This is a genomic window from Ensifer sp. EB106-03-01-XG145, assembly GCF_058792075.1.
In genome coordinates this window covers 362,885-378,985 of sequence record NZ_JBYTEC010000005.1, presented here as the reverse complement: position 1 = coordinate 378,985, position 16,101 = coordinate 362,885, and the positions used below count along the sequence as shown (strand labels likewise).

General features: G+C 62.1%; 10 protein-coding genes. 5 read left to right on the top strand and 5 right to left on the bottom strand.

The window, feature by feature from the left end:
• Window positions 1-457 precede the first annotated feature (457 nt).
• The gene (locus tag AC3WWH_RS16095; protein ID WP_492377114.1) at window positions 458-1,552 is read left to right on the top strand and encodes a sensor histidine kinase; all 1,095 of its coding nucleotides are present in this window, start codon (window positions 458-460) and stop codon (window positions 1,550-1,552) included.
• Window positions 1,553-1,661: 109 nt separating this feature from the next.
• Here AC3WWH_RS16095 and AC3WWH_RS16090 read toward each other — a convergent pair whose 3' ends face one another.
• Window positions 1,662-2,642 (bottom strand): DUF2950 domain-containing protein, encoded by a 981-nt coding sequence (locus AC3WWH_RS16090; protein WP_058326898.1) that lies wholly within the window; start codon window positions 2,640-2,642, stop codon window positions 1,662-1,664.
• Between the two features lie 21 nt (window positions 2,643-2,663).
• Window positions 2,664-4,040 carry a DUF3300 domain-containing protein gene (locus AC3WWH_RS16085; RefSeq protein ID WP_058326897.1) on the bottom strand — a complete coding sequence of 459 codons (1,377 nt, stop codon included), beginning with the start codon at window positions 4,038-4,040 and terminating at the stop codon, window positions 2,664-2,666.
• 372 nt (window positions 4,041-4,412) lie between these two features.
• Between AC3WWH_RS16085 and AC3WWH_RS16080 the strand changes: the two genes are divergently transcribed.
• Complete coding sequence (locus AC3WWH_RS16080; protein ID WP_057254489.1) at window positions 4,413-5,549, top strand: AI-2E family transporter; 1,137 nt, start codon at window positions 4,413-4,415, stop codon at window positions 5,547-5,549.
• A gap of 12 nt (window positions 5,550-5,561) precedes the next feature.
• On the opposite strand, the gene AC3WWH_RS16075 is transcribed toward AC3WWH_RS16080, so the two are convergent.
• Window positions 5,562-7,328: a hypothetical protein gene (locus tag AC3WWH_RS16075; protein ID WP_058325317.1), complete on the bottom strand. Its 1,767-nt coding sequence runs from the start codon at window positions 7,326-7,328 to the stop codon at window positions 5,562-5,564.
• A 177-nt stretch (window positions 7,329-7,505) separates the two neighbouring features.
• Entirely contained in the window at window positions 7,506-9,503 is a 1,998-nt protein-coding gene (locus AC3WWH_RS16070; RefSeq protein ID WP_058325316.1) for a putative bifunctional diguanylate cyclase/phosphodiesterase, read from the bottom strand.
• 312 nt (window positions 9,504-9,815) lie between these two features.
• Between AC3WWH_RS16070 and AC3WWH_RS16065 the strand changes: the two genes are divergently transcribed.
• Complete coding sequence (locus tag AC3WWH_RS16065) at window positions 9,816-10,859, top strand: class I SAM-dependent methyltransferase (RefSeq protein ID WP_057254494.1); 1,044 nt, start codon at window positions 9,816-9,818, stop codon at window positions 10,857-10,859.
• 101 nt (window positions 10,860-10,960) lie between these two features.
• On the opposite strand, the gene AC3WWH_RS16060 is transcribed toward AC3WWH_RS16065, so the two are convergent.
• Window positions 10,961-11,560: a TetR/AcrR family transcriptional regulator gene (locus AC3WWH_RS16060; protein WP_057254495.1), complete on the bottom strand. Its 600-nt coding sequence runs from the start codon at window positions 11,558-11,560 to the stop codon at window positions 10,961-10,963.
• Window positions 11,561-11,837: 277 nt separating this feature from the next.
• Between AC3WWH_RS16060 and AC3WWH_RS16055 the strand changes: the two genes are divergently transcribed.
• Both AC3WWH_RS16055 and AC3WWH_RS16050 read left to right on the top strand, forming a co-directional pair.
• Window positions 11,838-13,001 (top strand): efflux RND transporter periplasmic adaptor subunit, encoded by a 1,164-nt coding sequence (locus AC3WWH_RS16055; RefSeq protein ID WP_162261329.1) that lies wholly within the window; start codon window positions 11,838-11,840, stop codon window positions 12,999-13,001.
• Window positions 12,998-16,096: an efflux RND transporter permease subunit gene (locus AC3WWH_RS16050; RefSeq protein ID WP_058325315.1), complete on the top strand. Its 3,099-nt coding sequence runs from the start codon at window positions 12,998-13,000 to the stop codon at window positions 16,094-16,096. Before AC3WWH_RS16055 ends, AC3WWH_RS16050 begins: the two co-directional genes overlap by 4 nt.
• The last annotated feature ends 5 nt before the right edge of the window (window positions 16,097-16,101 follow it).

Below are 16,101 nucleotides of genomic sequence, written 5' to 3'. Positions count from 1 at the left end.
CGGGGTGGAGCAGCCCGGTAGCTCGTCAGGCTCATAACCTGAAGGCCGCAGGTTCAAATCCTGCCCCCGCAACCAAACATCCAAAAAGCCCGCGCGGAGAAATCCCGCGGGCTTTTGGCGTTCTAGCGCTACCCGGAGAGAACGGGCGAGGGCACGAAACACAGCGAATATCAGGCGACGTCGGCGGCCGTGGCCCCTTCGCCATCCCCCGCCGAAAGCCAGCCGCGCGTCGCCTCGAGGATCTCGTTCGACAGGGCCGGATCGTCGGCAGTACTTCAGCCCCCAACGACCCATCGGTCTCGCCTCCAGACGCAATCTTGGCGCGGTTGAGAACGGTGAGTAAATCTTTTAGTTGCTAAATTTCTTTTTTTGCCCTTTCAAATAGCCCAAACCGGGCGCAGCCAGGCGGTCACGTCGCTCGAACAAAGCCACCTGAAACCAGCGTGATAGAGTTTGCATGAAACACATCACCATTCCGACCGACAGCTTCCTGGATGGCCGTCGATTTCCTGCAACGACCCTGCGCCTGGCTTTGATCTATGCAGCCGCCGAGTTGCTGATCAGCAGTCCGATCTGGCTCACAATCGGTGACAATCCCCGCAAGCCGTTCCTTGGCAAGCTTGTCCTTGAAGCGGTCTTTGTCGTTCTCGCCATTCTGTTTGCGCATCTGCTCAGCCGCATGAGAAGGCAGCGCTATGCCACGCAAATTTTCGTGTGCCTGCTGCTTTCCCTGGTCAGCTCCCTCGGTATGTCGCTGCTGGACTACTACCTCTACACGCTGATCATGTCGCCCGTCGTCGTGCCGTTCAACATCATGGATTACGGCTACGCGGTCTGTTACCGCATGTCGATCTTCTTTGGCTGGTCGTTTCTCTTCGTGGCGTTGCTCAATCACATGGAGGTCCGCGATCGGGATCTGAAACTGATTGCCTCGCGCGAAGAGGCGCTGGCGGCGCAGATGCGTGCGTTGCAATATCAGATAAACCCGCATTTCCTCTTCAATACGCTCAACTCCATCACCGGCCTGGTGGAGGAGGGGGCATCGCAGCGGGCCGAGCGGATGATCATGTCGCTCTCGGGGTTTCTGCGGTCGACGCTGCAGCTCGATCCGATGCGCGAATTGCGGCTTGCGGACGAAATGGCTCTGCAGAAAGAGTATCTCGATATCGAGAAGGAGCGGTTTTCGGATCGAATGGTCGTCCGTATCGACATCCCTCCCGAACTCGAGGGTGCCATGGTTCCAAGTCTGATCCTGCAGCCGCTGGTCGAGAATGCGGTGAAGCACGGCGTCGGCCGCTCAATCGGCGAGGTCGAAATTCACATCCGGGCGGCCCGGGTCGGAGGGACGCTTAATCTGTCCGTCGAAAACGGCGTTGCCGCGTCCGCTTCCGGCAAGGCGGGCGAGGGCCTCGGTATTGGCCTTGCCAATGTCGCTCATCGGGTCAGGACGCATTTTCCGGAGGGTGCATCATTGACCGCCGGTCATGTCGGGCCGACGCGCTATCGCGTTTCGCTGCACATGCCGCTGAGATTTGCACAAGCTGACGCGTAGGTGGCCGAAACCGTCAGAGAACCTCGGCAACGATGTCGTCGATCCGTTCGCCCATTCAGGCCGGAGGGGAAATCCGGCCCGACAGGAGATCGTCAACTGAGATCGGCGCTCAATCGGGCACCACGTCCCATTTGTCATCGGGATCGAAACGATCGATGAAGGGCACGATCTGCTCGGTGCTCGGCCCGAGGTCCCGCTCGTAGACGATGCCCTGCTGGTTGACGACGAAGGTCTTGACGCCGGTCTCGGCATAACTGACTGGCCAGGCGATCAAGGCGAAACCGCCGATCATGTTGCCGTTGATGACATAGTCATATCGCCCGCCGGCAATGTTATCGCCTTGCGAGGTCACGATGCGGAAGCGGTAGCCGAAGTAGCCTTGGCCGGCCTTGGCCTTTTCCAAGGCTGCCTCGCTGATCGCGTCGCCGACCGGGCTTTCGCCATCGCCCTGATCGGCCGGCCAGTAGAGCCCGTCCGTCTGGCCAGGTGTACTGATCAGCTTCTGGGCATATTCGAGCACGCCATCGGCGTCGCGATCCTGCGAGGCGTATTCCTTCTGCGCATCGACATAGGCCTGTACCGTATCGATTGCCTCGAGCTCGTTCTCGCCGACGCGGCGATTGACGATCTCCTCAAGCCCGACATAGGTGTCGAAAGCCCATTTGCCGTCATCGCCCTTGGTGATCGGGAAGGGCAGGGGCCAGAGCCGATCGCCGAGCTGGATGATCTTGCGCCCTTCGAGGTCGCGCACGACGACATTGCGGGCGGCACCTTCACGAATGAGCGCGAAGGTATCCATCGCCCCTTCACCGGCCTTCAGCTTCTCCGCATTGAGCCCCAGAAGCTTTGCCAGACCGTCGAAATCGTTGGCGGCGAGCTTCGCCTTGAAGTCGTCGACCGCCTTGGCGGGATCATCGAAGATCGGCGGATCCTCGTCGGCCGCATAGGCATCGAGGCCCGCGGCCATTTGATCCGTTGGCGCCTGTTCCGCCGGCGTCTGTGTCTGCGAGAAAGACGCGTTGAGTGGCACGGCGGCCAGCGTGAGGGCGATCGCCGTTCCGAGGAGAAACGGATGAAAGAGCTTTGCCATGGTCGTTCTCCTATGATCCGTTCAACGCCTGCGTCCGCCGCCGCCGCCGCGACCACCGCCGCCGCGGTGCATTGGCGGCCTGCCGCCGCCGCGGCTCATCTGTGGCCGCCCGCCGCCGCGGTGGCCACCGCCCATGCTCTGACCGCCGCGGCGTGACGAGTTGATTTCACGCCGCCCGGGATTGACGTTGCCGAGGCCCGACGGCCTGTTCGGTCGGTTCTGCGCCTTGGCGGCCATCTTCTTCTTGCCGCCCTGACGGTTCACTTGCGAAGGCTTGTTGCCGCCAGGGCGGTTGAGGCTCGGCTTGCCGTCGCCGGGCCGCGCTTTCGCAACCCCCTGCCCGCCACCACCGGGCCGCGCTGCCGGCCTCTGCTGGGCCTTCAGCCCATCGAGCGTGCTCTTGCGCACGTCCCGGATCTGACCGCCGCCACCACCGCCGGGCCGCGCGTTCGGCCGATCGCGGTTGATCTCGGCGGCGCGGTTGCGCAGGTTGTTGTTGCCGTTCGCCTTGATGTTGTTCTTGATGCTGTTTCGGTCGAAATGCTGAAGCTGGTCGCGGTCGAAGTTGATCTTGCTGCGATCGACATTCTTCCAGTCGATGTCGTTCCACTTCACCTTGCCGTTGATGTTGTTGAAGCAGTTGTTGCAGTCGATGTCCATGTCGCCGCCGTTCCAGCGGCCGCCCCAGACGCCCCAGTCGTCCCAGTCGACGATCGCCGCGAAGGCCGCCCCAGTCACCGCGCCGGCGAAGAAGGCCGCACCCGGATACCAATAGGCCGGATAGGGTTCTTCATAGTAGCCGATCGGCGCCGGTGCATAATTCGGCTCGTACAGCATCTCCGGCGGATACTGCGGCACGTAGATCGTTTCAGGGTTGGCTGCCTGGATGATGACGTTGTCGCCTTCCTGGACCACCTTCACCTTATCGTCGCTCTTGATGATGTTCTTGGCGACCGCCTCGTCACGCAATTGCTGTATCGCGATCAGCACGTCTTTCTGCTGATTGGCGATCGCGTCGCCGAAAGACTGCGTCCACTCGAGGTCTTCGCTCATCATCTTAACGATCTGGGGGTAGTTGAGCAGCGAAATGACGCTACCGTCCCAATCGTCCTTTGGTTTCATGTCCGGCTTCTTCTGGCGAGCCTCCAGGAACCGTTCCGCCTCGACGATCTGCAGCGGATAGAGCGCGGCAGCGGAAATAAGCGCCACCAATTCGTCCGGATAGAGCGCGATGCGTGCGACCAGAACTTCGAGCTCGTCGTCGCTGAGGGGTTCCGGCGCCGTCTGCTGCTCAGCGGCTGGCGCACTCGCCGTCTGCTGGGCCATGACGGCCGTGATGGGCGTTGAAACCAGTATCGTCACTGCGCTGCCGAGCGCGATGATCGTTTTCCGGATCATCTATCCAGCCTCCCTTTGTTGGCTGAGGCGCGCGGGCGCTTGGACAAGCGCGCGTGACAGCCCCCCTGTCGACGCTTCTGCTGCAACCAGTGCTTGATGCGGTCGCAGCTTATATTTCTACTGCCGTCTGTCACAGGTATCTCTAGAGGAGGGTAGCCGATGGGGAAGGCCGAATGACGTATGCTACTGTATGTTACTGCCTATCGGCCATCGCCGGGGTACGATCCGCATGACTGTTGCACGGGGGGAGGTATGCTGGCTGCTGCGGGTCGCGGGAGGGCGGGTCCCAGGCATATGGATTTGGCGATAGGCGGGGCCGTCGAGAAGCTCAGCGGTGCATTGATTTGCCACATCAAGGGGTGAGGGGCGAGAATGGTTGATGATCCTTCCCGAACGGGCGCGGTTCGCGATGGGCCAACCGGTCCCCCGTCCTTCGAGGCGAAGATCACCGATATCGCCAGGATCGGCATCGTCGGGCTTTTTGCCTATTGGTCCCTGACGCTGATTGCGCCATTCGCCATCATTCTCATCTGGGCGGCCATCCTTGCCGTGGCGCTCTACCCGGCCTATGCCCGACTTGGCCGCCTTCTCGGCTCACGGCGATTGGCTTCCTTTCTCATCACGCTGACCTGTCTGGCCGTCATCGTCGCCCCGTTGACCGCGATTGCGGTCAGCTTTGCCGAAGGGCTCCAGGCGCTGCTCGCAAAACTTGCCGACGGTTCTCTCAGAGTGCCGGTACCGCCGGAATACGTTCGCGAGTGGCCGATCGTCGGTGAACGGGTTCATGCCGCGTGGAGCATGGCATCGGATAATTTCGAAGCTCTCCTGAGCAAACTCGAACCTTCGCTGGTGCAGGCGGGCAGCAAGGCGCTCGGCAAAATTGCGAGCATCGGTGCCGAGGTGCTGAGCTTCGTGGTGTCCGTCTTGGTGGCCGGCTTTCTTTTCGGCTCCGGCGAACGGCTGGCGGAGATGGCGCAACGCTTCTCCGGCAGGATCGGTGGTGACAGGGGCATCGGCTTCCTGCGTCTGGCGGCAGCAACGATCCGCAACGTGGCACGCGGCGTTATCGGCGTCGCGTTGCTGCAGGCTTTTCTCTGTGCCCTGGTGCTCGGCCTGTTCCATGTTCCGGCGCCGGGTGCGATCGCATTCGTCGTGCTTGTTCTCTGCATCATCCAGATCGGGCCCGCGCTGGTCCTGCTTCCGGTGATCATCTGGGCCTGGGTGACGATGGATTTCGGTCCAGCGCTGCTTATGACCATTCTGTTGGTCCCGCTTTTCGTCATCGACAATGTGATGAAGCCGATCCTGGTGGCTCGCGGACTTTCGACGCCGACGCTGGTCATCCTGCTCGGGGTGCTCGGCGGCACGCTTTCCTACGGGCTGATCGGCCTCTTCCTGGGCCCCATCGTCCTCAGTGTGGTCCACGATCTGCTGATGGTCTGGATGCAGGGGGGCACCGTACGCGAAAAACCGCAATCCGACGCATCGCAATCGCCGCGGCCGGTTTGAGCCGCGCCTTGGTCAGTGGATCGAACTGTCTGTGCGTGCCTGTTCGAATTCGGTTTCGGGAATCGGTACGCCCGCCTTGCGCAAGCCATCAAGAAGCTGTTGCCGATCCTGCGGACGGCGCAGCCTCAGAGCGACCTCCTGTGGGATCCCTTCAAGCAGGCCTGGCAGGTTGGTTTCGATCCACTTCCTTTCTTCCTGCGCCTGTGCGCCTTTGCCAAGCTTGCCCAGGGTGGCCAGAAGCATGACGCGGGAGAACGGATGGGTGCGAAGATCGGCCATGCGCGCCCATCGTTCGGCGGTGACATAGTCGCCCGCGATGTAGGAGCAGATCGAGAGCGCTGCCTCGAAATAGCGGGCGGGACCAAAGTTGCGGGCGACGCTTTCCGACAGCAGCTTGCAGCCGGAATCCCATTGGCCTGAAAGCGCCAGCCGGAACCCGTATTCACCGGCGAGCTCGGCGTCGTTGGGATTGATCGCAAGTGCGCGCGCGCCGACGGCCAGGGCAGCATCGACATCGCCGCGGAAGAACAGGGCAAGCATTCGCGCCTCAAGGGCGCGCACGTCCTGGGGATCCAGTTCCACAGCACGGGCTGCAGCTTCGGTTGCCCGCTCCAGCGTTACCGAGGAGGAGCGATCGAGACGATCCTGGAAGGCGTCGATATAGGACATCGACAGCAAGGCCCAGGCCGTCGCGTAGGTTGGCACCTGTCGCGTCGCCTGTTGCAGACATTCCTGCACCCCGGCTTGGCCTTGCGCACCGACGTCGCCGCGATGGCCGTAATAGCTCAAGGTGCAGGCATAAGCTTGCCAGTCATCGGGAACCGACTGTTTGAACGCCGTGGCGTTTGCCTGGAAAATGGCACCATAGGGCTGTGCCACGGCGCCAGCCACAGCGGCGGCCGCCTTCACCTGCAGGTCGATAGTCTTGCCGGTTTCCAGACGCTCGTCGTAGGTATTCGTCCATACCACCGATCCATCGGAGCGCTGAATGAGTCTCGCCACGAGCCGCAGTCTTTCGCCGTCGAACCGGACCCGACCCTCCAGGGCAAAGACCGGACCACCCTGCGGCGAGGCATCGGGCCCTTCACGGGTGGTGACGGTGATCTCCTTGAACTTGGCGATGTTGCCGACGACCTCGTCAGTGAGCCCGCGGGCCATCATCGCCGATTGGGAGGTTCCTGACAGGTCTTCAAATGGTGTGACGACGAGCTTCGGGATCGTCGGCTGCAGGCGAACGTTCGATTTGTCATCCTCGTGAAGGAGGAGCGCCCCGGCTGTCAGGCCACCACCGACGCAGACCATGGCTGCCGCCGTGAGAAAGGCTCCTCGCCGGGTGTGTAGCGTGGCTGGTTTTTGTGCGGCACTTTCCTTGGCTTCCGTGTGCGACGGGAGCCACGCATCGATGCGCCGTTCGAAAGTTGGCACGTAAGCGCCCTTGGGGATGCTGATGACGATCGGATCGGTCCGTCCGGCAACGAGGTAGTAGCGTTCGAGCGCCCGGCGAATGCGGCCCGCTTCGATCCGCACCGCCGGATCCGTCTGCGGGTCGAAAGAGGAATCCCGGCCGAAGACCTCGGTTGCAATCGAATAGGCCTTTATGCGATCTCCTCGGCCCGCAATCGTTTCCTCGATGACATAGGTCAGGAATTTGCGATCACGCTCCGGCGCATCGAACTCGGCGCTGCGGCGAATTCGATCGAGTTGTGCCAGAATTTCCGCGTCGGTGGGTGGGGCAACTGCCGACTTGACCCGGCTGTCCTGCCGACTTTCCATGGTCATGCACGCTCCCATGGTCACAATGTGAGATTGTATCCGGCGGCACTGTAAGCTCCGGTATACTACGTCTCCACCCGGTCGAAGCGCAACATGTATTCGCGGGCTATGTTAAGGTTGTGTTTTGGCTGAAGCCGGCTCCGAAGCGCGCACTATGCGCTTCCGGATCGAGCGTGGGCCCGGCTAGGATCGGGCGCCGTTTCGCAGCGGGATGCGCGGCTTGTCCGGCGGCGTGCGGAAAGTCTCTGCCGGCGCAGGGCGGCCGACGTGGAAGCCCTGGACCTGGTCAATCCGGAAGCGCCGCATCAGCGCCAGTTGCTCGTCGGTCTCGACGCCTTCGATCAGGATCTTGTGGCCGCGGTTTCGCACCAGTCCGATGATGTCCTGCAGCATGGCGCGCCCCTTGGGGGTATTGCAATCGTGCAGGAACGACCGATCGATCTTCACGGTATCGAATTCGATCAGGCGCAGCCAGGAGAGGCCGGCAAAGCCCGTGCCGAAGTCATCCAGCCATATCCTGATGCCCAGCGTTTCGAGGTCGCTGATGCAGCGCAGGATGCCCGAATGCATCTCCATTTCGAGCCCTTCGGTGATCTCGAAGGCAAGACGGCTGCCGGCCACGCCGGTCTCTCCGAGGATCGCGGCGACCGAGGTTGCAAAACCCGGGGTCTTCAGCTGGATCGGCGAGACATTGACGCTGACGAGCGGGATATGGTTGTCGACGAGAAGTTCGCGGCAGACGGTCTTGATCGCCCAGCGACCGAGGTCGAGAATTGCGCCGGTTCGCTCGGCAACCGGAATGAAAAGGCTCGGCGGAACCGACGTGCCGTCCAGCATTGTCAGCCGCATCAGGGCCTCGACGGCCTCGACCTCACCGGTCATCACGTTCCTGATCGGCTGGTAGACGAGCGATACCAGGTTCTGATCGACCGCGATCTTCAGAAGCGCGGCAATGTTCTCGCTTTCGTCGCTGCTTTGCGGGTCGTTCGGGTCGAACAGCTTCGCGCAGTTTCGGCCGCTCGCCTTGGCGGCATAGAGCGCACGGTCGGCTTCGTGGATGATCTTCTCGAGCTTGGCGCCGGTCTGATTGCGCGTGAAGGCGGCACCGACGCTGACGGTGACGATGGAGACGCCATCGCGGCGCTGCTCATGCACCAGCCGCATGTTCTCGACGGTACGGCAGATCACCTCGGCCAGCTCGGCTGCCTGCTCCAGAGTGTCCAGGCGGGCAAGAACGATGAACTCCTCGCCGCCATAGCGACCGATGGAACCATTATAGTCCTTGATCGCCTCGCCGAGCGCATTGGCCACCAGAACGAGGCAGCGGTCGCCCTCCTGATGGCCGTAGCAGTCATTGTATTTCTTGAAGAAATCAACGTCGATCAGCATAGCGGCAAAGCTTTTTCCGAGCTTCTGCCAATCGTTCCAATAGTCGCGCAGCTGCTGGTCGATGGCGCGGCGGTTGTCCAGACCGGTCAGGGGATCGGTGTTGGATAGCCGCAGCAGCGCCATTCCTCGTTCCGAGGCCTCGTTCTGCTGGATCTTCGCCTCGAAGGCGTTGAGGAACACCTTGTAGCGCTCGCGGTTGAGCTTCCAGTTTACATAGGAGGTGAAGATGAAGCAGGAGACGTAAAAGGTCCCGAAGGCGATCAGATAGGCAGGATCTTGCTCGGAGAAGAACGAGAGAGCGATGAAGAACGTCGTCAACACGATCCCGGAGGCGACGACCGAGAGGCGGAAGCGGAAACTGAAGAAGAGATTGGCGCCCATCATGAAGATCGCGCCGAAGATCATGTAGTAGGACATGCTGCCGACGTCGGCCGTCATCATCGCAGGCACGAGCCAGCCGATGTAGCCGAAGACCAGTGCAGCGGCGCAGGTGCCGTCGAGCCACTTGGTTCGGGCCTTGATGCGATACAGGATCTCGAAGGTCAAAAGCGCGCCGATGCCGACGACGAGGCGCGCGAGTATCGTATTGAAGGCGACATCAGGGACCAGCAGAATGTCGATCGCGAAAAACGACAGATAGACGGCAACCGCGACCCAGAGGCCCTGCCTCGTCGCCGCACGCCGGCCAGCCTCGCCCTCCATTCGATAGAGTGTCTGAAGCTCAGCCAAATGCGGCCTGTGCGGCTGCTTATGTAGGTCGATGTCAACTACGTCGGCCAACGTGTGCTTCATGCACTGATCCATCGCGCTGCGTCACGGTCAACGGAAATCTGTCGTCGCTTTTCCATCAATGGACGTTGTTTCGGACACTCCATGCTTGCCCCCCACTTTACGCCTGCAACAGGGACGAGTGGTGCGGGTGGGATGATAGGAGGTGTCCATTAAGTTTTGTTAAATTAAAGGGCCGGAACGCCTAGGATTAGGCGTAACCCAAAGGGAGGAAGCACGAGAATTTACCTTATTATATACAAAAACTTGCAAACCGAGCCGTAATGCGCGCATCTTCGCGACCATTGTTAACAAAGCATTAACGGATGGTCTCGCGTGCGCCAATTTCAGACGGTTTTCGATGGTCAAAGCCTGATTACTCCCAAGGCGATGGCTGATGAGTTCGTTTCGCCCAGGGGCGAGCGGCACGACGAACAGCTCACGGTCGGCAGGGCCGAGCTCGCAGTGATTCTCAGGATTGCCCAGGAGCAGTTCCTGCAGGGAACGGACCCGGCGAAGATTATCGACCGGCTTGCAGCCGCACTTCATGAAACTCGGGCCAAGTTCCACCCGAACGTCTGGCAGGAACTGATACCGATCGCCCAGGCACACCCGGTGTCGGAATATTTCCTCCAGGACCCGTTCACCCGATGGTCCTCCGAAAAGCCCAGGGGCTACTCGGGCGACGCGCAGTTGCTTGACTTCATCTATGGTCATGCAAGCGTTGCCAAGGAGATCGAGCGGGCATCGCCCACCGGGCGAGCGCTCTATGACTACACCAAGGACGCGTCCTCCTCGGTTGCGGTGCGCGAGCGTCGCGACCTCCTGACCCGTCACGTCGACGAGATCGCGGCCAGCCGCGGTTCGCAGGCGGAAATTCTGACGATTGCAGCCGGCCACTTGCGCGAGGCCAATCGCTCGGTGGCGCTTGAGGAGCGTCGGATCAAGCGCTGGGTGGCGCTCGACCAGGACCCGCTCAGCGTCGGTTCGATCAGCCGCGACTTCGCCGGAACCTGCATCGAAGGCGTTGATGGCTCCGTCCGCAGCCTGCTTGGCCGCGATCAGAAGCTCGGCAAGTTCGACTTCATCTATGCTGCCGGCCTCTATGACTATCTTGCCGACAAGGTGGCCATCAAGCTGACCCACCGCTGCCTGCAGATGCTGAAGCCGAATGGTGTCTTCCTGTTTGCCAACTTCGCCCAGGATATCGGCGTTGACGGTTACATGGAGACCTTCATGAACTGGGCACTGCTGCTGCGTTCGGAGGCGGACATGTGGAACATCATCCACAAGAGCGCGGGCAAAGCTGCCGTCGATGCGCGCGTCCAGTTCGGTGCCAACCGGAACATCGTCTACGGCATCATCCAGAAGCATTCCTGATATTGCTTCCGTCTTGAGGGAACCTCCGGCGAAAACTGGTGGGCCTGAAATCAACGACCGCGGCGAGAGAATGCTCGCTGCGGTCATTCCGTTCGAAGGCGTCAGCCCTGCGGGCGCAGAAACCGGGTCAGGAGAAGCCGCAGCATCGTGCCTTCGTGCTTCGGCTTGAAGCCGGGGTCGATAGCGACCCGGCTGAAGATGCCGTCGATGATTGCGGCAATCCATCGGGCAGCACCGTCCGCATCCACAGTCCGATCGATCTGATTTAGGCTAGCCGCACCCCGAAGCAGCGCTGCAAGGGCTCCCTGAAGCTCTGCGTCATTGGCGGCGGCGAGCGTACCGATCCGTTCGTCACGCATCGCTTCAGCGGCGATTTCGAGCGCGAGGCTCGAATAGGTCGGGTCGCCCGCAAGCTCGAGAACGGTGTCCATGAAACCGAGCAGAGCAGCAAAGAGGTCTTCGGCTTCACCCAATTTGCGGAAGATCTCCGCCGTTTCTTGACGTTCCTCCTCCACGATCGCCGCGATAATGGTGTGCTTGGTCGGAAAATAATGGAAGAGATTGCCCGGGCTCATGCCTGCCTCGGCACAGATTTCGGCAGTCGACGTGCCGTGGAAGCCCTTGCGCGCAAAACAGGTGATTGCCGCATCGAGGATCAGTCGACGTTTGGCGGCGTGTTTCTCGGGGTCGACCTTGCGCATCGCCAATTCTCCTTGCAGGGCAATCTCATTATTAGAGCGAGCACTCTAATTTCGTGGGGTGGTGCGCCGGTGTCAAGGTCGCCAGCCGACAGGAACTCCGCCATCTTCCCGCAATGATAGTATGTAATCTGCCCTACAATGGTCGCGTTTGATGGATCAAATTATTAGATTGACTAATCTAATAATTATTCGATGCAGATTGCCCGATCTCGAGGTCGGCAGCTTGGAGCGCCCGTGTTTGCGATCCGACTGGCCTCACCAATGGAAAGCCAATGAAATGAGACGTACAGTTGAGTTGAAAGTCATGCTTGCTGCGCTCATTGCGCTCGCCATGACGGGTGGTGTGGCGCACGCCTCCGGGGAGGCGGCCGCGTCCGTTCCTGTCGATAGCGCGGCTATCAGCCGTACGGTGTCGACACTCGTGGCCGACAGCCGCCCGCAGGAGTGGACCCGGTCCTTCGCCGGCATCTTCGTCGCTCGCGAGGAGATTGCGGTCGGCACGACCTTGACCGATCAGCGTATCGCCAAAGTCGAAGTCGAGATCGGCGACCGGGTTGCGGCCGGGCAGGTGATTGCCCGGCTCGAGACCGACATGCTGGAAAACCTTCTGCGCGAGGCGGAGGGCCGGGTGGCCCGTGCGGGTGCCACGATGGCGCGGGAGGCGGAAACGGTCACGCAGGAGCAGAGGAAGCTCGCCCGGGCCCGGCAATTGCGCCACCTTCAGGCCGAAACCATTCTCGAGGAGCGTGTCTCTGCGCTTGCGATCGCCGAACAGGCGGTGAAGGTCGCACGGGCCGACTACGAACAGGCGGAAGCACTCGAGGCCGAGGCACGCCGTAAACTCGAACGCGCCGTGATCGTGGCTCCCGCCGCAGGCATCGTCTCCGAGCGGCTCGCCCGTGCCGGTGCGCTTGCGGGCTCTGACCCGCTGGTCAAGCTGATCCGCGAGGGCGAGATCGAGTTTGCGGCCGAAGTTCCGGAAACGGAACTGCCGCTACTTGCCGTCGGCCAGGTCGTCAAGGTCAAGCTCTCCGGCCGCAGTGACTGGATCGAGGGCAAAGTGCGCGTGATCAATCCGAAGATCGACCGCGAAACCCGGCTCGGAACCGCGCAGGTCACGCTGAATACCAGCAAGCCGCCCTTTGCCGGCACCTTCGGCCGGGCGGAGATCGTGGTGGCCGAACGCAAGGCGATCATGGTCGACGATTCCGCGCTGCTTTACGGGGCTCCCGACGGCACGGTTTCGGTCTTCGTCGTCGATGCGGGCAAAGTGGCGCGCAAGACGGTTCAGCCGGGCATGCGCCAGGGTGGCAAGGTCGAGATCGTCTCCGGGCTTGCAGCCGGTGACCGGATTGTTCTCAAGGCCGGGGTGTCGCTGCGTGAAGGCGAAGCGGTCCTGGCGAAAGATGTCCAGCCGGCGCAGACGGGCAAGCAGCAATGACCAGCAACATTTCTGCCTGGGCGATCCGAAGGCCCGTTCCGACGATCGTTCTCTTCGTTGTCCTCACATTGATGGGCATCGCCTCGTTCCTGCGGCTGCCGGTCAACGCCAATCCGAGTGTGTCGTTTCCGGTCGTGACGGTGACGATCACGCAGCCGAGCGCCCAGCCGGCCGAAATGGAAACGCAGGTCACGCGCCGTGTCGAAGGCGTGGCCGCCGGCCTTGTCGGGGTCAGCCATATGCGCTCGACCATCACCAATGGCGTGTCGACGACCACGGTCGAATTCAAGATCGGCACCGATCCCGACCGTGCCGCCAACGACGTGCGCGAGGCCGTGGCGCAGATCCGCTCCGACCTGCCGCAGTCGATCCAGGAACCCATCGTCTCGCGCCTCGATGTGGATGGCAGCGCCATCGTCTATTACGCCGTACGCGCCCCCGACATGTCGCCCGTGGAGCTCTCCTGGTTCGTGGACGATACGATCAACAGCGAATTGCTGACGCTGCCCGGCGTGCAGAAGGTGCAGCGGCTCGGCGGCGTCAATCGCGAGGTCCGGGTATCGCTCGATCCCGAGCGTCTGCTGGCGGTTGGCGTGACGGCCGACCAGGTGAATACGGCACTGCGCGAGATCAACACCAATATCCCGAGCGGACGCGGGGAGATCGGCGGCCGCGAGCAGTCGATCCGCACGGTCGGCAGCGCCGGCTCGGTCGAGGAGCTCTCGCGCCTGTCGATCCCGCTGTCAGGTGGCCGCTGGGTGCAGCTCTCCGACATAGCGACGATCGAGGATACGTCGTCCGAGCCGCGCAACTTCGCGCGCGTCGACGGCGAGCCGGTCGTCAGCTTCTCGGTTTCGCGCAGCAAGGGATCGAGTGACACCGTCGTTGCCGACGCCGTTGCCGCGCGGTTGAAGGAGATCCGCGCACGTATGCCCGGCGTCGAATTCACGGAGCTGATCTCGCTCGTCGAATACACGCAAGAAAGCTACGACGCGGCTGTCACCGCCCTGATCGAAGGTGCGATCCTGACGGTCGTCGTTGTCTTCGCCTTCTTGCGCAACTGGCGAGCGACGCTGATTTCTGCACTTGCCATGCCGCTCTCCATCCTGCCGACCTTCGCGGTGATGGACCTGCTCGGCTTCACGCTCAACGGCATCAGCCTGCTGGCGCTGACGCTCGTCATCGGCATTCTCGTCGACGACGCGATCGTCGAGATCGAGAACATCGAACGCCACGTCGACATGGGCAAACGCCCGTTCATCGCGGCGATCGACGCGGCCGATGCGATCGGTCTTGCCATCGTCGCCACGACCCTGACGATCGTCGCTGTCTTTGCGCCGGTCAGCTTCATCGGCGGCGCCGTCGGGCAGTACTTCAAGCAGTTCGGCCTGACGGTCGCGATCGCCGTGCTGTTCTCGCTGTTGGTCGCGCGCCTGCTGACGCCGTTGATGGCGGCCTACCTGCTGCGGCCGAGGGGCGGCCATGGCCATGCCGGCAAGCCATCGCGTATCGCCAACGGCTATCGACGCTTGCTCGGTTGGACCCTGGATCATCGCAAGACGGCTTTGTTGCTGGTCGCGCTGATCTTCATCGGCTCGATCGCGCTCTTGACCATGCTGCCGACCGGCTTCCTGCCGACGAGCGACAGCAACGTCTCGCAACTCAAGATCACCTTGCCCCCCGGCACGCGGCTCGAAGAAACCGCCCGCATTTCCGATGATCTGGTCGGCCAGATCAAGGCGCGGCCGGAGGTGGAAAGCGTTCTGGCGACGGCGGAAAACCTCAACGAGGTCTCTCTACGCATCAAGCTTAAGCCACGCAAGGAGCGAGGGCTCGATCGCAAGTCCTTCGAGCTGTCGCTCCGTCCGCTGCTGGCGGCAACGCCCGATATCCAGGCAACGTTCTCGTCCGTCGAGGGAGCCAAGGATCTCTCGATCTATCTGACGAGCGACGACCCGAAAGCGCTGATGGCTTCGGTGCGGCGTCTTGAAAAGGAGATGCGCGCGCTTCCGGGTTTGGTCAACGTCCAGTCCACCGAGCCGCTGCTTTCGCCAGAACTGCTGGTCAAGCCGCGCTTCGACGAGGCGGCAAGGCTCGGTGTCTCGGTGACCTCGATCGGCACCGTCGCCCGCATCGCTACGATGGGTGACAGCGAAAGCAATTCGGCGCGCTTCAATCTCGGCAACCGCCAGGTGCCGATCCGGGTCATGCTCGACCAGGCGGCCAGAGGCGACGTCGACACGCTGCGCAATCTGAGGGTCGGCACGAATGCCGGCACGGTGGTGCCGCTGACCTCGGTCGCCGATATTTCCTTCGGTGCGGAGGAAAGCAGCGTTGAACGTCTCGATCGCAAGCGTCTGATCGCCGTCGAGGCCAACCTCAACGGCATCACGCTCGGGACTGCGTTCGAGGCGATCTCGGCGCTGCCGGCCATGACCGAACTGCCCCTGGGCGTGTCGCAGGCCAACTACGGCGAAGCGGAATATATGTCGGAGATGTTCCGCAACTTCGCGCTTGCACTGCTTGCCGGCATCCTGATGGTCGCGGCGGTTCTGGTGCTGCTCTTCAAGGACTTCCTGCAGCCGGTCACCATCCTGGTGGCCCTGCCTCTGTCGATCGGCGGGGCGGCGCTCGCCTTGCTGCTCTTCGGCGCTTCGCTCGATCTCTCGTCGACGATCGGCATCCTCATGCTGATGGGCATCGTCTGCAAGAACTCTATCCTGCTCGTCGACCATGCGATCGAGTGCCGCAACGAGGGCGCGGATCGGCGGACGGCCCTGCTGGCGGCGGGCGTCACCCGCGCGCGGCCGATCATCATGACGACCATCGCCATGGTGGCTGGCATGGTTCCCGCCGCGATCGGCGTCGGAGCCGATGCCGCCTTCCGGGCACCGATGGCAATCGCGGTGATCGGAGGCCTGATCACCTCGACGATGCTGAGCCTCGTCTTCGTGCCCGTGATGTTCACCGTGATGGACGACATCAACACGAAGCTCGGCCGTCGGCTGAAGCGGCTCTCTTCGGTGACGGACGAGGACAGGGCAACAGATGCGGCACGGATCGGTAAGGAGGGAGCGGGCGGCGTCGCCGGCTAGGGTGG

Excerpts from the sequence above, each read along its gene's own strand:
- AC3WWH_RS16050 (WP_058325315.1), top strand. The coding sequence starts at position 12,998 with ATGACCAGCAACATTTCTGCCTGGGCGATCCGAAGGCCCGTTCCGACG.
- AC3WWH_RS16090 (WP_058326898.1), bottom strand. The coding sequence starts at position 2,642 with ATGGCAAAGCTCTTTCATCCGTTTCTCCTCGGAACGGCGATCGCCCTC.
- AC3WWH_RS16080 (WP_057254489.1), top strand. The coding sequence starts at position 4,413 with ATGGTTGATGATCCTTCCCGAACGGGCGCGGTTCGCGATGGGCCAACC.
- AC3WWH_RS16055 (WP_162261329.1), top strand. The coding sequence starts at position 11,838 with ATGAGACGTACAGTTGAGTTGAAAGTCATGCTTGCTGCGCTCATTGCG.
- AC3WWH_RS16085 (WP_058326897.1), bottom strand. The coding sequence starts at position 4,040 with ATGATCCGGAAAACGATCATCGCGCTCGGCAGCGCAGTGACGATACTG.
- AC3WWH_RS16070 (WP_058325316.1), bottom strand. The coding sequence starts at position 9,503 with ATGAAGCACACGTTGGCCGACGTAGTTGACATCGACCTACATAAGCAG.
- AC3WWH_RS16095 (WP_492377114.1), top strand. The coding sequence starts at position 458 with ATGAAACACATCACCATTCCGACCGACAGCTTCCTGGATGGCCGTCGA.
- AC3WWH_RS16075 (WP_058325317.1), bottom strand. The coding sequence starts at position 7,328 with ATGACCATGGAAAGTCGGCAGGACAGCCGGGTCAAGTCGGCAGTTGCC.
- AC3WWH_RS16060 (WP_057254495.1), bottom strand. The coding sequence starts at position 11,560 with ATGCGCAAGGTCGACCCCGAGAAACACGCCGCCAAACGTCGACTGATC.